This is a genomic window from Paenibacillus sp. BK720, from assembly GCF_011761545.1.
GTDB lineage: Bacteria > Bacillota > Bacilli > Paenibacillales > Paenibacillaceae > Pristimantibacillus.
Genome location: NZ_JAASRQ010000001.1, coordinates 411167 through 431009, shown reverse-complemented (window position 1 = coordinate 431009; position 19843 = coordinate 411167). Strand labels below are relative to the sequence as shown.

The 19843-nt window shown below is 42.4% G+C and carries 21 protein-coding genes and 1 tRNA gene; 4 read left to right on the top strand and 18 right to left on the bottom strand.

The genetic code is table 11. The annotated features are described in order from the left end of the window. Positions 1-566: 566 nt before the first annotated feature. Together FHT67_RS01865 and msrA are read left to right on the top strand one after the other, a co-directional pair. Positions 567-947: a peptide-methionine (R)-S-oxide reductase gene (locus FHT67_RS01865; RefSeq protein ID WP_347813045.1), complete on the top strand. Its 381-nt coding sequence runs from the start codon at positions 567-569 to the stop codon at positions 945-947. 1 nt (position 948) lies between these two features. Continuing rightward, the gene (msrA, locus tag FHT67_RS01860) at positions 949-1476 is read left to right on the top strand and encodes a peptide-methionine (S)-S-oxide reductase MsrA (RefSeq protein WP_132303387.1); all 528 of its coding nucleotides are present in this window, start codon (positions 949-951) and stop codon (positions 1474-1476) included. Here the strand turns inward: msrA and FHT67_RS30595 are convergent. From FHT67_RS30595 to FHT67_RS01825, 7 genes are all read right to left on the bottom strand, one after another. Further along, the gene (locus FHT67_RS30595) at positions 1459-1611 is read right to left on the bottom strand and encodes an IS3 family transposase (RefSeq protein ID WP_132303386.1); all 153 of its coding nucleotides are present in this window, start codon (positions 1609-1611) and stop codon (positions 1459-1461) included. The genes msrA and FHT67_RS30595 overlap by 18 nt on opposite strands. Before the next feature lie 266 nt (positions 1612-1877). Then, entirely contained in the window at positions 1878-3119 is a 1242-nt protein-coding gene (locus FHT67_RS01850) for an MFS transporter (RefSeq protein WP_167195131.1), read from the bottom strand. 573 nt (positions 3120-3692) lie between these two features. Beyond that, entirely contained in the window at positions 3693-4355 is a 663-nt protein-coding gene (locus FHT67_RS01845; protein ID WP_132303384.1) for an NAD(P)H-dependent oxidoreductase, read from the bottom strand. Positions 4356-4443: 88 nt separating this feature from the next. Beyond that, on the bottom strand, positions 4444-5094 hold the full coding sequence (locus tag FHT67_RS01840; protein ID WP_132303383.1) for a peroxiredoxin-like family protein: 651 nt from the start codon (positions 5092-5094) through the stop codon (positions 4444-4446). A gap of 280 nt (positions 5095-5374) precedes the next feature. Next, on the bottom strand, positions 5375-6505 hold the full coding sequence (locus FHT67_RS01835; RefSeq protein WP_167195128.1) for a GerAB/ArcD/ProY family transporter: 1131 nt from the start codon (positions 6503-6505) through the stop codon (positions 5375-5377). A 34-nt stretch (positions 6506-6539) separates the two neighbouring features. Further along, entirely contained in the window at positions 6540-7628 is a 1089-nt protein-coding gene (locus FHT67_RS01830) for a Ger(x)C family spore germination protein (RefSeq protein WP_132303381.1), read from the bottom strand. Between the two features lie 19 nt (positions 7629-7647). After that, positions 7648-9132 carry a spore germination protein gene (locus tag FHT67_RS01825; protein ID WP_167195126.1) on the bottom strand — a complete coding sequence of 495 codons (1485 nt, stop codon included), beginning with the start codon at positions 9130-9132 and terminating at the stop codon, positions 7648-7650. 273 nt (positions 9133-9405) lie between these two features. On the opposite strand from FHT67_RS01825, the gene FHT67_RS01820 reads away from it, so the two are divergent. After that, positions 9406-10104: a Crp/Fnr family transcriptional regulator gene (locus FHT67_RS01820; RefSeq protein ID WP_167195123.1), complete on the top strand. Its 699-nt coding sequence runs from the start codon at positions 9406-9408 to the stop codon at positions 10102-10104. Positions 10105-10526: 422 nt separating this feature from the next. Here the strand turns inward: FHT67_RS01820 and FHT67_RS01815 are convergent, their stop codons facing one another. From FHT67_RS01815 to nrdR, 8 genes are all read right to left on the bottom strand, one after another. Then, positions 10527-11459 carry a DMT family transporter gene (locus tag FHT67_RS01815; RefSeq protein ID WP_208403081.1) on the bottom strand — a complete coding sequence of 311 codons (933 nt, stop codon included), beginning with the start codon at positions 11457-11459 and terminating at the stop codon, positions 10527-10529. 279 nt (positions 11460-11738) lie between these two features. After that, positions 11739-12362, bottom strand: coding sequence for a thioredoxin family protein (locus FHT67_RS01810; RefSeq protein ID WP_167195120.1), 624 nt, complete (start codon positions 12360-12362; stop codon positions 11739-11741). 802 nt (positions 12363-13164) lie between these two features. Beyond that, the gene (locus tag FHT67_RS01805; RefSeq protein WP_207918109.1) at positions 13165-13764 is read right to left on the bottom strand and encodes a nitroreductase family protein; all 600 of its coding nucleotides are present in this window, start codon (positions 13762-13764) and stop codon (positions 13165-13167) included. A gap of 140 nt (positions 13765-13904) precedes the next feature. After that, entirely contained in the window at positions 13905-14342 is a 438-nt protein-coding gene (locus FHT67_RS29630; protein WP_208403080.1) for a zinc-binding dehydrogenase, read from the bottom strand. A gap of 78 nt (positions 14343-14420) precedes the next feature. Next, on the bottom strand, positions 14421-14891 hold the full coding sequence (locus FHT67_RS29625; RefSeq protein ID WP_208403079.1) for an alcohol dehydrogenase catalytic domain-containing protein: 471 nt from the start codon (positions 14889-14891) through the stop codon (positions 14421-14423). A 1165-nt stretch (positions 14892-16056) separates the two neighbouring features. Beyond that, a tRNA-Ala gene (locus FHT67_RS01795) sits at positions 16057-16132 on the bottom strand. Positions 16133-16485: 353 nt separating this feature from the next. Beyond that, a complete protein-coding gene (locus tag FHT67_RS01790) occupies positions 16486-16884 on the bottom strand; it encodes a VOC family protein (protein ID WP_167195117.1) in 399 nt (132 codons plus the stop codon). Positions 16885-16961: 77 nt separating this feature from the next. Further along, positions 16962-17429 carry a transcriptional regulator NrdR gene (nrdR, locus tag FHT67_RS01785; RefSeq protein WP_015843146.1) on the bottom strand — a complete coding sequence of 156 codons (468 nt, stop codon included), beginning with the start codon at positions 17427-17429 and terminating at the stop codon, positions 16962-16964. A gap of 117 nt (positions 17430-17546) precedes the next feature. Between nrdR and FHT67_RS01780 the strand changes: the two genes are divergently transcribed. Beyond that, positions 17547-17768 (top strand): alpha/beta-type small acid-soluble spore protein, encoded by a 222-nt coding sequence (locus FHT67_RS01780; RefSeq protein ID WP_132303375.1) that lies wholly within the window; start codon positions 17547-17549, stop codon positions 17766-17768. A gap of 79 nt (positions 17769-17847) precedes the next feature. Here FHT67_RS01780 and FHT67_RS01775 read toward each other — a convergent pair whose 3' ends face one another. From FHT67_RS01775 to ytaF, 3 genes are read right to left on the bottom strand one after another with little or no spacing between them, the layout of a single operon-like run. Continuing rightward, positions 17848-18414 (bottom strand): lytic transglycosylase domain-containing protein, encoded by a 567-nt coding sequence (locus FHT67_RS01775; RefSeq protein ID WP_132303374.1) that lies wholly within the window; start codon positions 18412-18414, stop codon positions 17848-17850. Then, positions 18411-19007: a dephospho-CoA kinase gene (gene coaE / locus FHT67_RS01770; RefSeq protein WP_167195114.1), complete on the bottom strand. Its 597-nt coding sequence runs from the start codon at positions 19005-19007 to the stop codon at positions 18411-18413. Before coaE ends, FHT67_RS01775 begins: the two co-directional genes overlap by 4 nt. Before the next feature lie 40 nt (positions 19008-19047). Further along, positions 19048-19749 (bottom strand): sporulation membrane protein YtaF, encoded by a 702-nt coding sequence (gene ytaF, locus FHT67_RS01765; protein WP_167195111.1) that lies wholly within the window; start codon positions 19747-19749, stop codon positions 19048-19050. Positions 19750-19843 lie beyond the last annotated feature (94 nt).

Genomic DNA, 19843 nt, shown 5'->3' with positions numbered 1-19843 from the left:
TGGATGCTTAAAACAACGGATACAACAACAATATCAATAACAGCCACACAAAGCTTATTGGGATGAGTTCATTCATCTTCGGTGGCTAGTGTTTGCAAATTAGACGAGGCAGATTCACTAGCCTGGCGTAAGCCTGCCGATTTACCTATATTCCAAGCCGCATACCACCCACTAGACTGAGTGTAATTATTGTTAAAATTCTCCTTAATGTTAAATCAGCCTTAGTAAGCTGTATATATCGTTGCCTAACCCGTGCGATATCCCTATCCTGCTTTATCTGCTTGAATGCACCAAAGTCCCTTTCAATGGCAATATGAGAGCTATAGCGAGGTTTAAGAGCCTTAGCAGTAATATAATTAAGAAAATAGCTGTGAAGTTCTTTGTTTTACATATGGTAATGGGATGACGTATCTAGGCCTTGCGGCCGTTTTTTGCAGTACGTTGCCCCCACAAAATCCGGACAAGGTACCCTGTTGCTCTCTGATCTGGTAAGTCAGGACGCGGCAAATGTACTGCTTAGTCAACAGTAAAAACAACAGGTTTGAGTCACGCATACCGCGGGTATAATGGTTGAGGAGCTCACAAAAGCTCTATGTTTATTGAAAAACATTACCTTTTCAATGCGGATATGGGACATCCTAGATATGGAGCTCCGAGTGATCACCGATATGCAGCTAGGGTCTAGCCCTCCGTTGGGTGGCCAAGTTTCACAACCCGATCTTTCCGCAAACATCAACGAGTTGCGGGACACCTCCCATGGGACGGTAAGGACCGAGGTTAGATCCACTCACGGCGACAGCCATATCGGTCACGTCTTCCCGGATGGCCCGGCTAATCGCGGTGGCCTACGCTCCTGCATCAACTCGCGTTGCTCGGATTCATCCAGGCGCGACGACATGGAGAGCGATGGCTACGGCAAATATTTAGATCAGATTGAGGAGGTTTAACATGCATCAACGCGCAGTACTCGCTGGGGGATGCTTCTGGGGAATGCAGGACTTGATCCGCAAGCTTCCCGGCGTCGTCTCGACTCGCGTCGGCTATACTGGCGGTGACACTCCGAACGCAACCTATCGCAACCATGGCACTCATGCGGAGGGGATCGAAATCGTCTTCGATACAGCGGAGACGAGCTACCGTCGCATCCTGGAGTATTTCTTTCAAATCCACGATCCTACGACGCGGAACCGTCAGGGCAACGATATCGGCACAAGCTACCGTTCGGCGATCTACTATGAGAACGACGAGCAGAGAAAGGTGGCGGAGGAGACTATCGCCGACGTGAACGCGTCGGATCTGTGGCCGGGCAAGGTCGTCACCGAAGTGACGCCTGTCGGCGACTTCTGGGAAGCAGAGCCGGAGCACCAGGACTATCTGGAGCGCTATCCGAGCGGCTACACCTGCCACTTCCCGCGCCCCAACTGGGTCCTTCCCAGGCGGCAGGCCGGTGATGACCCGTCAAGTAGACAACAATGAATAAGAGCAATAAACAGCCTTAGTTCGGTACTCCACCGGACTAAGGCTGTTTATTTTCTTCTGAAACCGCTTGACGTTGTAAAAGTGAATGTACAGATGGACCTCATCGATGAGGTGCTTTTGTCCCTTCTTCATTCTGACTACAGGGTGAAATCCTACGAATTTATGAGTCTGAGTGAGGAAAAAGGAATCATTTCGAGGGAGCTTAAGACAACGGAATGCGCTTAACTCTTCTTCATTCCGTTGGTGCTTTTTTCAATACAAGAACTTCTTTAGCGGTAAAATTTCTGTGTTTCTTAAGTTTAATTGGCTTTAGAGGTATGACTCTGACTTCATCTCCATTTGAGATATCATTTAATTGAAGAGTGTTCCCTTTTTCATTTTTTAAAAAAACTCATCCGTCAAGGTCTCAAAACCTGTGAACTAACCTTTGCTGGAAAGCCTTCTACCTGAGCTTGTTTTTCGTTTCGCTCTGCATAATACCGTGCAAACTTAACAGAATAGCCCAACATGTAGAGAACTATCAGAGTGGCGAGAACATTCAGGACGATTAGAGACATGTACAAATTAAATAAAAAGCTTAGGAGACCAACCCCCACGATCGGAACAATAAATCCGATGTAGCCAGAAAAGTAGTAAGTAGTTATTACCCTTGACCGCTCCGATACATGAGGAAGCTCGCCTGCCAATCGTAGGCTGATCTGGAATGTCCAACCGCTGCCCAACGCTTGAACGAGAACCCCGGCCCACATCAAACTTATGCTTTCTAATGTTCCAGAGAGTACAACAAGCCAGGCTCCGAAAGCCAATAAAGTGATACCTATTCGAAGGCGTACTACCGGATGTTTGAACCAAGGCAGCATTTGCATCATAGTGCCGCCCCCCATAAGCAGTAGAATCAAGAGACCAGAAACGGCAAGATTGGAAGTGTGAATCACATTTTTCACGAATGAAGGTATCAAAGAGAGAACGATTCCGTTCAAGGTAAACAATGTAAAAACGGGCAGCGCACTGAAGGATAAGAAATGAGGCTTAATGTCAGCAGACACCCTAAGCGAGATCGGTACCGATGCTGCTTGCTGACGCTCCTTGTGAGCTTGATAATCCTCGTCACGCAGCGTTTCCAGTCCAGCCCAAGCGCTCAACAACAAAACGGTTAAAACCCAAAAAGGTGCGCGCAGTGGCATCAAATGTAAATACTCAATGATTAAACCGGCCAAGGCAGGTCCTAGACCGAAACCTACAGAAACAGCCATACCTGATAATAAAATGGCTTTTCCGGATTTCTCTTTGGGGGTTTGCTTCAGCAAGAACGCGACAGCAGTACCAGTAAAGCTTCCATAAGCAATTCCTACAAGCATTCTCGCAGCATAAACGAGCCAAGCCTGATGGCTTGCCATAAAGAGAATGCTGGCCAAGATTGATAATAGGATGCTGATACGAAGAACCCGCTTCAGCCCCCAACTGCTTCCTCTGGAACCGACAATAAACAATGTTGGGAGAAGGGCGACCGCATATACCGCAAATAAAACAGTGATTTGTAGGCTGCTTAATCGGTAATGCTCCTGATACAGGGGAAATAAGGGTGACGTAAATGAAGTTCCGGTGGACATCATGAGGATGACCCATAACATTTTTTTCATTAGTAACAACCTCTTTTTTATTGAATGATAAACTTTTATTGCTCTCTTTTTGCTCAGGATAGGATAACATTGCTTGAGAATAATTGATGTACGTTACCGGACATCCGCATCCAGCTACTCAGTTAGAGCTTGGTTGTTCATCGTATTAAAACCTCCAATTTAGAATTTGTAACTTGATTATAATTATTAAAATATTGTAACTCTGTAATGCACTTCACATTTCTCTTTATTATTTGAAAATGCAGGAATGAGGGAAATATTACTCTAACCAATCCAGCCACCACAAACAAAGACCACAGGATTTCCGGTGGTCTTTGTTTGTGGTGGCTGGATTGTATTATTTTGTTTATCTTTTAACGTTGCGCGAACATGAATAACGAAATCGTCACCGCTTACAAGCTTATTATCACCGCCAAACCAAGATGGTTTGCCACAAATGATAATATGATCTCAATACTTGTTATTCGGTGATCGAGATCCGGGCGACGCCACTTCACACCATTATTAAGTAGCCGATGTTGGTCTTGTCGGATTTATTGCGAATTATACATATGGCGCCATAATGTATTTTATTCATTTAACCCATTTTACAACATCCTCAAACGGAAGGCGTATTCTCGGTCCCGGATCTTTTTTGCGATAACCAAAGGCAATCATGACCGAAATTGTAAAATGTCCGTCTTCCAGCAGCCCTTCCTCGTTCAACAGCGTATTCATTTTCTCAATGTCAAAGCCTTCGATCGGACATGAATCAATGCCGATTTGCGCTGCAGCCGTCATCATGTTCGCAAGCGGAATATAAGTCTGCTTGATACCCCAATCGATAAGAAAACGCTCATGATCAAGGAGCTTGAAATCATTTCTCTGAAACTCTTCATAGATTTCAAGATGCCTTGTAAGGCGTTCCTTCGGAACAGCTTTGGACTGCTGCTCTTTCTGGTAGGCGGAGTCATATCGCATATCCATTGCAGTCCGGGACAGAATAATGACGAAATGACTGGCCTCCGGCAATTTGCTAGCCGCTCCATACGAAATATTTTTTATTTTATTCCGAAGCTCTTCGTTTTGAACAACAACAAATCTCCACGGTTCAGAGCTAAATGAGCTGGGCGAGAGTCGGCCCGTTTCTAAAATAAATTCGAAGTCGTCGTCAGAAATGGTTTTACTTGGATCGAATTCTTTGGTTGCATGCCGAAAATGATGAGCTTTCAAAATTTCTTCCTTGGTCATTGTCATAATATATTCTCCTTTTTAAATAACATTTGAAATTTGTAATTCACCAATCGTTTACTCTTTTTCAAGGCAGCCATCTATGAAAATAACGTTATAATTTTTTTAATTCTCTCAAAATTTCCTCCGGACTTTGACGTTGCATGAAATTCGGATTAACATAAGCAGAGCGAATTATGGCACTCTCATCAATCATGAAAGTAGCCGGAACCGGCAAGATCCATTTCGAGGTATTGTTGTACTCCGTAAGATCAACTCCGATACCTTCCATGAGCTCCCTTACGCCCTGTGGAACATCGAAAAGCAAATTATACTTAGCCGTTACCAATCCGCTCGGGTCGCTAAGAACTTGAAATTCCAATCCTTCTTTTTCCTGGAGGGATAACGAATGATCCGGTTTTTGAGGACTGATCGCTATTAGCTGTGCTCCTACCGCATGGATTTCAGGCAGTAGCCGCTGATAAGCTCTTAATTGCATATTGCAAAATGGACACCATCCGCCGCGATAAAAGACCAACACAACCGGTCCCTTAGCAAGCTCATCAAATAAAATTACATCTTGGCCAAGTGCGTTTGTTAATTTAAAGTCCACTGCCTTTTCGCCTTGTTGCTTCCCGGAAGCGATCCCCGATTTCTGAAGTTCCTCAATCATCTGACCGATCTTGATTTGCGCTTCAATCGGAGAATTGGCTTTAAACTGCTTTGTCGCCGCTTCCAGTTGTTCAGTTAAAGTCTGGTTGCTCATCGTTTTGAAACCTCCAAATCTTAATTTATAGCCTAATTATAAATTTAAAACAGTCAGAGTTCTGTAATGTAGTTTACAGTTCTTGTGTAAAAGAGATACGATAATGGTTGACTTCTTAGGCATTCAATCCAAGCGTAAGATGAGAATATCGAGTTGTAGAATAGCGTTCAACGCCTATTTGGCCGATAACACTTTTTTCACAAATATGTATCCTTATTTTTACATGAGAAAAAGGGCACAGCGTAAACCGCAGATTTCTTAATGTGCATTACAAAAATTGTTAATCATTTTTTGTAATAGCATCTGCTGTGCTACTACTACCCTTATTCCAATTTTTCCTTACCTGTGTGAGTACGAACATAATCGGGATATATCCGTAAATAAAATAAAGTCCAACGTCTGCATAAAACTCGGAAGTCCATCGAAATATGCTACGGTCCTTCAGTAAATAATCTAATATCAGAAATCCGACCAGAAAAGTAAGCAAGCTCGCACGCGGTTTGATCTGAAAAACGTTTTTCATTCCACGGCATGCACTCCATAAGCTTAAAGATATACCTGCTAAATTTTTAACCAACCACAATGAAATCGCTAGATATTCTATTCTCTGAAACACAGGTCCTTCAACAATTTTAAGCATATTAAGCGTAGGCCAAGAGATTTCGCGTAGCTGCCCTTCACTGAAATACATAAATGTTATGATTAATACCATCAAATATATTAATGTAACAAAGAAAACCATAAAGTGAGCCCATTTTTGAGACTTTTCCGGTGTTTTAATAAATGGGTAAAAGAATAGTAAAGCTTCAAATCCCAAGAATTGATATACCATGCTTTTAGAAGAGAGTAATATGTCCGTTATTGAATGGTTAAAAAGAGGCATCAAGTTTCGCGGATGTGTATACGGCAAAACTGACAAATTTTCTGGAATAATAAAAATGAGCGTCAGCAGAAATCCCAAAAAACTTAGTCCGGTAACGGTTCGAAACCCACCTGATAAGGTATAGTAAATAAACAACACCAAAATGGTGCTTATTGGTAAAATTTTCATTGATGGAAACACCCAGACTTGAATTACTTCAATATAGGATTTGAATTCAATATAAGCTCCGAAAAAAAAATAAAGAACAATTGCGATATTGATTGTATTCCCTACAATTTTCCCGAAACATGTATGGTTGATTGCAGTTACATCTAGAGCTTGATTAGAATTTAAAATTTTATATATCATCCATAAGATTAAATGTATACTAATCCCTACTAAAATAACAGAAATATAAGCATTATATCCGGCATGTTCGGCCACTTCACGTTGGAAATTCAGAACTCCGCTCCCGACCATACTGACATACATCAGAGGAACAATTAAGAAGGGAGATATTAAGTATTTTTCGTCAACAGCTTTTTTCATAAACTAAACACCTCGCTAAATTATATTTCCAGATTTAAGCACTACCAGTATTGGCGATTTTAACCTGAACGCTTACTGTTGTTTTTATTTCTTGATAAATCTTTTCAAAATCTTGGGCACTCCATTCCTTAGATTGACTTCTTACTAAGTCCCCCAGGCCGATTGGATCAACCTTATTTTCCTTCAATAGCGACAGAAATTTTTCAATTTCTTCTTTAAGATAAGAACTCATCGTCTTTTCAAGCTGTGTAAGCTGCTCTTCTGATCTCAAATCCATCCAATCCGGGACATCCTGAAGTTTTGTCACCAATTTCAACCGAATTGAAATAGAAGGGACTGGATTAACTTTATTCACAATATAGTTTGCTTTTGAATGCATGCTTCTAAATGAAATAAAATCTTTACTCTGTTTGTTTGATGTCTTTCCTGTAACTGGAACCTTGTAAGTCCCATTCTTTGAGTTCTGAATAAGCATTTTTAATAAGAAAGCGTCCTTCATGCTGATTTCGGTTATCTTTTGATCCCTTCTAAATAAAGCCAGTCCATTGATTTTTGCTTCACCGTGATTTATTTTAAAATACGGTAAAAACATGTCTCGTCCATCACCATAATAATTAAACAAGGATACCTGAAGGTTCGTCATCGGTAAATTTCCGTTAATTATGTTTTGCTCGATCATATCCGATAAATAAAACGGCTCTTGAGTTTTTTTGATGACTTCCAACAGTTCCAAAGCGTCCTGATCCACGACTCCAAGCTGAAGCCGCGATGAAATTTTAGAATCGCGGAGTAAATTATGGATTTCAGTCCTGATCCCTTTTTCTGCACGCGTTTTTCCGAATAACACTATCCTTAGCTGTCCCAGTTCAATGGGATCATTTGTCTGCGTATTTAGTTGAGGCAGAATGCCATTATTAGCGTTGGATTCTGTATGTAAAACTTGTAATTCTGTTTTCCCCTGTTCTTTAAAGTGAGAAATTATTGCAGCGCTTTTTATGCCATTCGCAACGTTATCAAAGCTAATGGCATGGACAAGACAAACCTCATTCACAACTTTTTGATCGGTACAAGCCGATAAAACTGCACACAAAATGATCAACAGATAAATTTTCCTCCTATTCATAATGGACCTCTTTCATGATTTATTCTTCATCAAAGACATTTTTCTGTTTTACAGTTTTTTTAGGCACATACTTAACTAAAGATTTTGGTCTTAAACGTTGAGGTCTTTTATTCAAAAATTGAAAGGATGAACGTATAAAACTGTCTCTAAGTTCCATAATCCTTAAGGGGAAAATCGGAACAATGTAAGGAGAGCCTAATGATTTTAAACGAATAACATGGACAAACAGAAAAGCCACCCCGATAAATATCCCAATTCCCCCCCATATCGCTGACAGAAGGATGATAGGAAATCGTAAAAATCGTATCGCATTTGACATTTTATATATCGGTGTGGTAAACGAAGCTAAAGCCGAGAGCGCGACAAGAATGAGTAAAACATTACTTGTTAAAGCTGCTTCGACCGCAGCTTGACCGATAACAATTCCTCCGACAATGCCTAAGGTCTGACCAATTTTTGTTGGTAATCTAGCCCCTGCTTCCCGAAGAAATTCAATGGTTATTTCTAAAAAAAGCACTTCAAAGAAGGGCGGAAAAGGAACATTCATTCTGGAAACAATAAGGGGGCTAAGCAAATCTTTTGGAATGACTTCATAATGGTATGTGGTTATCGCAACATACATTGACGTGGCAAACATCGAAAAAACGACACCAAAAATACGAATCATTCGAAAAAAAGAACCTAATATCCATGGCAAATAATAATCTTCCGCCGAAATGAAAAAGTCATACAAGGTAGATGGGCCAGTAATAATATAAGGTGAACCATCGGCAATGACCGCGACTTGCCCACTAGTAAGTGAGTACGCCACTCGGTCCCTGCGTTCCGTGGATACAAACAATGGAAATGGCGTCAAAGAGTTGTCTGATATCATTTGGTCCAGTAGGGACGAATCAAAAACGACATCGTAATCAATATCAGTAAGCCTTTGTTCAACAATTTGAATATTCTGTTCATTTGTCACTCCATCGATATAAATTATTGCGACTTTTGTTTTTGAAGTTGTTCCAATGTGAATTTCTTTTATAATCAAGTTTGGAATATTGAGTAGTGCTCTGAGCAAACCGATGTTTGTATCCAAGTCCTCTACGAATCCGATTTTAGGGCCAACAACACTAAACTCGTTTTCCGTGTCATTGTTTTCTCGCAATCCATGATTGTCGGCTAAATTAACCAATGCACACTTTTGATCGTTTTCACGAAGTTGAATGATCGCATAACCTTTCAGTAGTTTGGATTGAATATTGGTTACCTCATCTGTAATCTCTATATCATTAATGGGAATCCAGGTCTTAATATCCTCGATTTCTCTGATTTCAGAATCCAAAGAACGATTTTGCATTACAAGAATCAAATGTTGCTGCATCCATTTCGCATCGATTAAGGTACTATAATAGAAAATACTCACTTCTTGTTTACCAAGTGAAATCACTGTTTTCTTAAAGTCACTCGATTTTCCGGATAATTTTAATAATTGATCGAGGTTTTTAAATTCAGTATTCATTGTGAATAAATCCTTCCTTGATAAATTCGCTAAATGTTTGTTGTCTTTGGTACCGTGTTATTTTCTGGTAAAAACACTTTTTTTATACATTGTTCATTGATTTGTACGTCGTTCAGCCTGGTAATTCGATTTGAATGTCAAATCAAGAATAACCTAGCATTCAAGCTTTTTCTGCTTCACGGCATACAGAAAGTAAGTAAGCCTGGGATGCATTGACATCATGATTTTTATAAAGCATTATGAATGGAAACAGACTTCTAGGAGGATTGTTACATGGAGGAATACCAAATAAATAAATTATGGTATTTATCTCAAATCAGCATTTTTGAGGAAATGACCAGTGAAGAAATGAAGGAAATTGATTTACTAAATACCATTCGCCATTTCAATTGGGTACCGAAAGACGCAGTGGTTCAAACTCCTAATGCTATTCTCGAAGGTCTTTCTTTCGTCAAAAAGGGCAAGCTTAAAGTATACAAATTAAACGACAATGGGAAACAGTTCACTCTAAGTATATTGACTCATGGGAATATGTTTGGGGAAATCAATTCCATCTCGTTTGGTACAAAAGATGTTTATATTGAAGCGATGGAACCAACACTAGTTTGTTCCATATCCGAATCAGAATTCGACCGGCTTATGAAAAGCAGACCGAGTCTGGCGTTGAAACTTTTAAAAGTTGTCAGTGAACGGTTGAAAGAAAGAGAAGAACAATTAGAACAAATTGCATTTAATGGTCTGCGCGATCGGGTGATTCATATGTTGACGATGCTTAGTTCAAAATTTGGTATCATCGTAGATGGTTATGCTTTAATTGATCTCCCTCTTACACATCAAGAGATAGCAAACATGCTTGGTGTAACAAGGGAAGCCATCAGTGGAGTTATGAGTGGGCTTCTAAAAGATGGTGTTATCAAAACGTCTCGTAAGTCTGTTCAGGTAGATGCCAGAATGCTAACCCGATCAGAATAATCTCACTATGGAAGGGTGCTGCAAACATTCTTTTAATACAATAATAATGCTCGGAAGCTTCACGCTCATTTTACTCAGCGTTGACATCACGCTTGACTCATTTCTTTTATGGATGTACGTGCGCAATATCGGCATAGAATTGTAATAAATAAAAACCGGAAGCGAGCTTGCCTCCGGTCGTTTTTATATATAAAAGGTTATAGAAACCTGTAAGAGCATTATTATAGACTTGTAATCTTCATACATCAAGCTCTGCACTTAAACATGGGTATGTGGTCTAAGAGGATTCCAACCGTGTACCCTCGATTTTATGATTGTCGTAAGATGGAGAAAACACTATTCGGCGGGAAAACGAAGTTCCAGAATGACATTGCCTCCAAATTTCAGACTGTAGTAATCGAATCTGAATATGGTCACAAAATTTAAATTGTTTCTTTTAGCCCTACCTGTTGAGCGACGGGAGCGCTAATCCGTGATATCTTTTTCCGTTTTATAGCAATTAATAACATACCAGAAATCGTCATGACTCCCCCGAGAAGTTGTGACATCTCCAGTGCATGGCCCAAGATAACCGAAATAATTGCTGTAAAGACAGGGATCAGATTCATCGTTATTCCAGCCCTGCTCGCACCCAGTAATTTAACACCGTGATTCCATAATATAAACGAACCAACTGACGGAAAAATTCCCATGTATATAACCCCTACAACTCCCAAAAAAGTGATTTTGTCATAGTGAATTGGATGTAGAAATAAGAGAGGAATCATCATAATAGCACCGACTAGCGCAATCATCGCAACTAATGTCACAGGCGGAATGCCCTTTGCTTTTTTTAGAAGCAATGAATAAGCAGCCCAACATAAGACTGCGAAAAGCATGATGGCATCGCCCTCGTTATACTTAGTGTGAAACAACTGAAGCAGGTTGCCTTTCGTTAACACAATCATAACACCAACAAACGAGGTGATTAATCCAATGAATTGAAAGGTACTCACCTTTTCTCTCAGGAAAATCAACGAAAAGAGCATAATTAAGCCTGGTGTAAGGGTAGTAAATAATGCGTTGTTTGTCGCAGATGTGAACTGCAATGAAGCATACGAGAGATAGGTGTAGAGCACAATGGATAAAATCGCTAGCAAAATGATCAACACCCAATTATTTCTCCAAATTTGATTCCATGAAGGTTTTTCAATAAATTGGGCAATGGGAATAAGAAGAATCAGTCCGACTACCCACCTTAGAAAAACTGTCCATTCAGCAGGAAATTCAGCTACAATCAATTTCCCAAAAATGATATTACCTGCCCAAAATAAATTAGCCCCGATTAAAAATGTCCACGCCTTGTATTTCACCATAATTTTCACCTTCACTTGTTCTCAGTTAGTTAGTCATCAGACGATTCGGTTTCACTTCGTGAGCTCTGAAGTCCCGAACGAACAATGGCTTCTTATAACTATTTACTTAATTCATCTTTTTGCCTATTTGCCCACCCGGCTCTCCATCCAACATTTAATCTCAACAAATCGTCTAACCGAAACATTATTTTTTAAATGATATGCTGATGATACTCTTCATTCTGATACGGACAACAATCAATAATTGTAAAGTGAATGCTGTCCGACCATCCTCATTTCTTAGATAGATTGAAAATTTATGAAAGAAAAGGAAAATAAATTTCTTAATTCATTAAGGATAACTTCCTGATATTCGTTGCTAACTTGATATAGATCTCCGATCTCACGATATGTTTGGTTCAATTTCTTCTTATAATCGGCGTCCTGTTTATTTGGATTGTTCTTCTTAAACCGATCCATCACAGCCTGAATATAGGCTGGACGCGCCCCCCATTTACCTAGGACATCTCCGGACGCATTCAAGAAGACCGCGATTGGCTGATTTCGCCCGCCATTTGTGAGAAAGAGATCCATGGTTTCCAGATGCTCTTCCATAAGCAACACTTCAGTCGAAATATTGCTCTGTTCCATTACTCGAAACAATAAGGGAACGTTCCAGATGACGTCCGGGCACCAGTCTGTGCATAAAATTAAACAGTGCAGGTCGGATCGATTACTTAAACCGGTAAAGAAAGCTTTCTGATCTTCTTGTGCCCATTCGAAATTCTCGTAAACAGAGATAAACTTCTCTTTGGTATTCGTGATATTACTGGTTTCCATTGTCCGATTCTGCATACCATCCATGAACTGTTGAGGTGAAATTCCTTGACCGATTTTGTGTATTAAGTTCAAACGTGCTTCCATTTTTTCACGCACCTTCTTCATTATTTGGGGATATCACTTACTATTGTTAACATAAAACCTAGGCCTTTCAAACAAGTGAAGGTATACCCTTTATCCTCCTTCTTAAGATCCCCTTTCGGAATAAAACGAAACGCTGCCGAATTAATGTAATAACTCAACCTGATTTTTCCTATTTCATCTGCAAAGTCATAACCCAATTTGATTCATCTTCCTAGCTCCTCACCTCGGCATAAATCATTGCATGAATTTGATCCAGTTTTTCCTGTTACCTTGATTATAATTCTAAAAAAATTGGAGTTCTGTAATATAGATGACAGATGTCGATTCTGTTGGAATGTTAATCTTCAAGCAAACCGCGAATTACCATTGAGTTACCATTCAATTTTAATTTTTCCTAGCTGACAGGGATAAATTTTTTCAATAATAAAAATGGTTGTAAAAGTGAAAGGAGAATATGAATGAAAATACTCGTTGTAGGAGGAACAACAGTTCTTCGGTCGCCGGCTAGTCCCTTTATTACTCCGGGGATGGCCATGATGTAACCATTGTCACAAGAGGTCAGACACCGGATAACTTTGGCGAGCTATGACCCGAATAAAGGTTAGGTTTATCGTACGAATCAGGATGCCATGAGGAAGGCAATGAGGAAGGTAATAAGTTACAGTGTGTTGAATGTGTCTGTATCGCAACTTACAATCGCTGCATACTGATGAGAACATTAAATGTATGGTCAACGAGACTGTTAGATTTTCCGTTTTGTTATAACAAAGAGACTGTCATTAAGACAGCCCCATGGTAAGTTTTATTTAAAAACTTTTATGCGTTCTTGAATCGAATTAAATTTCTTTTCACCTGCTAAGGCAGACGGTTTACCGAACGGCATTTGGGCAGTCAGTTTCCAACTTTCCGGCAAATTCCATTCTGCTTTTACTCGTTCATCAATCAATGGATTATAATGCTGTAGGTTTACTCCTAACCCTTCAGCCTCCAGGGCCATCCAGATAACCAATTGGTGCATTCCATTTGTTTGCTGCGACCAAATCGGGAAGTGTTCTTGGTAAGATGGAAATTGTTCAGAAAAACTTTCAATAACTAACTGGTCTTCAAAGAAAAGCACTGTACCGTATCCGTTTCGAAATCCGTTCAATTTTTCCTGAGTAGAAGAAAACTGTTCGGTAGAAATGAGTGATTTGAGAACCTCGGCAGTAATATCCCATACTTTGTCATGTTGTTCACCTAAGAGTAGAACAACGCGGGTAGTTTGATTATTAAACGCCGATGGTGTATGTTTAACGGTTTCCTCAATTATTTCTTGAATACTTTGATCCGAAATTGGCGATTCTTTGGTAATTCCATAAATTGAGCGCCGTTCGCGCAGTGCAGTGAATAAATCTTTCTCCAAGGTTTTCATGATATCTCTCCTTACCTTATCTTTCAATAATTTTTTTCGACTGAATCCGGTGGTGATTTCAACTAAATTAATTCGAAATCGGGCATGAGTGACAACTATTTTTCAAACAATTATGCCCATTTCATTGTCAGTTACGGACGAATACGAATGATCGTCTTACCCTTGATCCGCTCAGTCGGGTTAAAGGCGGCGACAGCTTCATCGAGGGACGCCACTTTACCGATGTTTGTCCGTAATCGTCCATCACGCACTCGCTGGGCGATCTCAATCAGTTGAGCACGATCGGAAACGACAATGAAATCGATCGCTAAACCGTTTACAGGCCGCACCTCGGGCGGGCCGGCGACGGTCACCAACCGTCCTCCCTCTCGCACTAGACCCGTGGACCGACTCCCGATATCGCCACCGAAGACATCAAAAACTAGATCAACGGAACCGATGTCTTCCAGCGAATCGTTTTCAAGGTCTACGAACTCCTGCACGCCGAAGTCGAGTGCCGTCTGACGGTGTGCAGCTCGTCCGGTTCCGATAACGTAAGCGCCGGCTTGACGTGCGAGCTGTGCCGCCATCGATCCGACAGCACCGGCCGCTCCGTGCACAAGGACACGCTGACCCGACCGGAGGTGACCGTGCTCGAACAAACCTTGCTAGGCAGTCAGGCCCGACATTGCTACAGCTGCACCAACCGTGAAGTCAACCTCACTCGGTAGCGGAGCGAGGTTGCGTGCTTCGACGACTACATACTCCGCGAGGCTGCCGTCGCGAGTCCAGTCCGTAAGACCGAAAACCCGATCTCCAACCGACAGGCCAGTTGTGCCATATCCGAGGGCGGTGACCACTCCAGCCACCTCGTGTCCGGGGATCGACGGCGTCCGGTCCCGCCCTAAACGATCGATCCAGGTCGAAGGCCACGTCAACTCATCCCCTGTGAATCCTGATGCATGAACCTGAACAATGACATCGCCGTAGTTCGCGCCTGAAAGGCTTGAGAGCATCGCCACGTCCGGCTTCGGCCGTTCCACCAGTTTCATGCCAGCTGTTCCCTCAGCTTCGTCCGTCACCACAATCGCTTTCATTTGCTCCCCATATAGTTTTGCCTGGTTCTCCAAGTTATCCATGAAACCTCTCCTTACATACTTTTGAATTTTCTATCTTTCAAGGTTCCTATGTCCACGGGACATCATCTGCGGCATGGAGGTTACTCATTCCTCCTTTCTGCACATAATTTTATTATAAACATTACAAAAAAAAGTTATGTGAAGTAGATTACAAACTTGAATTTATCTTATAACTTAGAGAAAGGTTAATATAAAAAGAGCTGTTTAGGATAGGGATTGCCCCTTGGAACTGAACTCCTATTGTTAGACACGACTAACAATGGAGGTGCAGTTTTTTTCCTTATTACAGTTTAGAAGTGAAATTAGAAGCTATTCATTAATATCAAAATGGTGCTGAAGGAGTAAAAAGCATCATTGCAAAATCAATAGGTGTTAATCAGTAAGCTCTACGTATGTCAATGAGACAATGTGAATATCACGGGCACGGCTTAAAAGGTTTTGAAAAAATACACAGCATACTCCATGGCATATAAACTAGACGTACTCAATTACATGAACGACAACGGGGACGTCTCCAAATAAGCAGATCTCATTTTCAATATCTCATCTGCAGGGATAATTAGAAAATGGCATAGCCTATTCAATAAAAATGGGATTGACGCCCTAAAACCAAAGGAAAAGGAGCGTCGCTGTATGACGGAAAAGGATAATAAGGGGCACAAAAATCAAGAAGCTGCAGAGGGGTCAATTGATACGCTAAGAGCTGAAGTGGAGCGTCTGCGCAAGGAAGATGCCTATTAAAAAAGTTGAATGCCTTAGTTGAAAGGCTTCAATTCCGGTGTTGCATTACTAATGCTCGCTGAAGTCAACCGTAGTAATACACATTCTCTGGTCAGTTGAAAATTAATTAATAAAACATCTGTAACGAAATCGAGCAAAGCTGCTATGCGGTACTCCAATATGCTTACTTTCATTTAAATCCTGATGGTAATAAAAATTCCCTAAAAATACATCAAATAATTTTCCTCCCCAATTACCGAAAAGTTTAGTCGACGAGGACTTTTATCAGTGAATTCAGACGCCGTGCTCCTCCATTAAAAATATACCTTCGAGGCCTTCTCACTTCATTGCGTCCGCGCGGACGAACCCGAGTTCGCCCCCTTTTGGGCTCCACCATAATAAACAGAAAACCACGTCAAATTTGACGTGGTTTGATTGTTTATTATGGTGGAGCCAAGGGGGATCGAACCCCTGACCTCATCGCTGCCAGCGATGCGCTCTCCCAGCTGAGCTATGGCCCCGGACAAGCAAAATAATAGCACAGACATTTCCACACTGTCAATGATTTTGCTTGTTTATTTTTACAGTCACTTCACATAGCCAAAACCCTAGTATCGAAAATCTCTTCTCTTCGTGTCCGGCTGCCATTCTTATCTCGACGCAACGCTCCCTTGTTTCCTGCTCGTTATACAGAATTACCGCATTGCAATGCGTCCAATTATTCTCATGCAGATCCGCAATCGTCTCCTGCATCATTGTGCGTGTACTTCCCATCCTGACGGGCGCTTGCTTCTATTATGGTATCGAAAAGAATAAAAAATCCGCTTATCTCCATTCATTATAGAGAAAAGCCAAGCGAGCCCGCGCGGTAGAATTAATATAGAAAAAATGATGTATAATTCGATACTTCCACCAGATTGTGATCCGGATCGCGGAAGTACACCGATATTATTGTTCCTACTGCCCCTGTACGGGCAACCGGACCCTCTTCGATGGGCACCTCGCAAGCAGCCAAATGTCGAATGACCTCATCGATCGGCGTCTTCGTAAGGAGACAGAAATCGGCAGAGCCCGGACTCGGATTTTTTGCCTTCGGTTCAAATTCTTTACCGGCTTCATGCAGGTTGAATTTCTGCTGGCCGAATAACAGCGCCTTCCGGTTATCTCCAAAGACGATGACCTCCATATTCAGCACCTTTTTGTAAAAAGCGACCGTCTTCTCCATATTGGCTACGGTCAATACAAGATGATCCAACGCTTCGATCTTAACCATTTCCCCACTCCCGACTTGTATAGATGCAAAAATAGTCCTTCCCATAAAGGGAGGACTATTCACGCACCATATTAATGTTAATTGTTCATTGGATGTTTGGATAACAGGCTGTTCAGTTCCTTCATGAACATGTCGATGTCCTTGAACTGTCTGTACACGGATGCAAAGCGCACATAGGCCACTTCGTCAACCGGATACAGCTGGCTCATCACGATCTCGCCGATCTCGCGGCTTTCGACTTCCGCGAGCGCTGTTGTCCGAAGCTCCTTCTCCACTTCGGAGACGATGACCTCGAGCCGTTCAACCGAGACGGGACGCTTCTCGCATGCACGGATCAGACCGCGCAAAATTTTATCGCGGCTGAACTCTTCCCGGCTCCCGTCTTTCTTAATTACAATAAGCGGTGTTTCCTCGATCATTTCGAAGGTCGTAAAACGGCGGCTGCATTTTTCGCATTCACGCCGTCTGCGGATGGACTTGTTCTCGTTAGCTGGCCTGGAATCAAGCACTTTCGTACCGGCAAAATCGCAGTAAGGGCATTTCATTTTTTTCACTCCTTCCGAATCCTGTTTTTATTTTTTAAGAAATTTCCAGTCGTTACCTGAATGAAGTTGCGAATTCCGCACATAATACATTTACCAACCGCAAGGAGGTGAACATCAATGAGCTCGAACAACAACAACAGCAACCAACTGCTTGTACCACAAGCTAACGCAGCACTGGACCAAATGAAATATGAGGTCGCTCAAGAGCTGGGTATTACGTTGTCGCAAGACGGTTACTACGGCAACCTTCTGACTAAAGACGCAGGTTACATCGGTGGTAACATTACTCGCCGCCTGGTGCAAATTGCAGAACAATCCCTTGCTGGCCGCCAACAATAATTTCATTAGTCATGTATAACAAATGCTTTGGCTGTTCGTCCTGAAGCGACGGACAGCCAAGGCTTCTTCTTGTCCAATTTTAAATAACAGGATAAAGATCTTTGTACTTATTATAATAATAAATAACGCGTTGTACATAGTGACGGGTTTCCCCGTACGGAATTTGATCCGTCGTTTCTAGCTTCCCATCCCATTTGCCCGAATCCAGCCATTTTTTCACATTGCCGGGACCAGCGTTGTACGCTGCGATAACGGCTACCGTATTCTGTTTGAACTGTTTATGCAGGGACTGCAAATACCAGGCCCCTACTTCAATGCTGACATCCGGCCGGTTCTGCAGCATTTCTCTTGTGACATTGTTGAAATCTGCCTGCTTCACGATCCAGTCAGCCGTATCTGGCATAATCTGCATGAGCCCAAGCGCCCCTTTTTTAGAGACTTGTCCGGTAGAATAATTCGTTTCCGTCCGGATAATGGCCGCAATCAGATGCGGGTCAACCCCATAATTGGATGCGCTTGCTCGTATGTCTTCCTTGTACTCAATCGGATACATCATCCGGGCAAGCCAATTGGAATTAAGGAATAAGACGCCAATGAAGCCAATGAGCAGAATGAGCAGCACTCTTTTTCGGACTAACCACCTCATGGCAAACCCTTGCTCTTCCAAAATTCGTCCACCTGCCGCCTTGTCTCATCAAGTGAACCGCTATTATCTATAACCCAATTCGCGCGGCTTCTCTTCTGCTCAATGTCCATTTGAAGTCCAATGCGTCTCCATGCTTCTTCTGCTGCTAATTCGTTCCGCTCCATCAGCCTTTGTAACTGAAGCGTCTGGGGAACATATACGACCATCACCCCGTCGTATAGCTCTTCTTGGCCCGTCTCGTATAAAAGAGGAATATCCGCAACGACCAATTGACTGGGGTTCTGTTCTTCATACTGTTTGATCCGCTGCCGCATGCGGCCCCGTATAGCCGGATGCAGGATATTCTCAAGCTGCGCAAGCAAATCGCGGTTGTTGAACACGATGCTGCCAAGCGCCTTGCGATCCAATGTTCCATCCGTATGTATAACAGCTTGTCCAAACGCAGAGGCGACCGCTTCTAAAGCCGGTTCGCCGGGCATAACAACTTCTCTCGCAACCTGATCGGCATCGACCAGCATCGCACCGCGTTCTACCAGCATGGCAGCCACGGTGCTTTTGCCGGTAGCGATTCCGCCGGTTAAACCGATCTTCATTAGCTTTCACCTCATTCAAGTGAATCCCGTTCCCGTAACTTTATAACAGCTTTAATATGCCGATTATGATTAATAAGATGCCCGGAAGCACCGATATCGCCTGCATGCCTTTCCAGTTCGAGAACCGGAAGCCGAACCGCATCCCGCCAAGCAGGAATAACGCACTGGCCGCAGCAATCATAATAGGGGTTAATAAAGGAGATAATCCGATCATGGCCGCTCCGATTCCGGCGCCAAACGCGTCAAACGACAAGGCTACGCCAAGCATTAACGCTTCGGTTGCGGAGATCGTTCCCGACTTATCCACGTCGGCGGCTTGCGGAGTCCGCAATATTTGTATAACCAATCCCAAGCGCTTCAATTCAACAATCACCACTAGAACCGGATGCGTGCGGTCAATCTGCTCCGTATCCGCCGCAGAATGATTCGAATCATCTTCAGCTTGGCCTTCGCCAGCTCCCGCTTCCCGACCGCTCCGCCGCAGCTGCAGCAGCGCCCATGTGCCGATGCACACAAGCACAACCGCTCCAATCAGCTTAGCCACAAAAGGCGATAAATACCCCGTAATCCATGAACCAACGATCATCGATAAGAAAATGACCAACCCTGAGCAACAAGCGATAATGATAACCGACAAGAGCGGTATTCTTATTCGCCGCAATCCGTATGTCACGCCTACTCCGAAGCCGTCCACACTGACAGCGAAAGCAAGCACCAGCAAAGAAGCAAAATGCGCGAACAACCCGCAGCCCTCCCCGCATACCGGACGTCTCTAGCCGCACAGAAGCGCTTATCTAGACATCCGCCTATTGTTTCGTAACAACAATAGCATATGC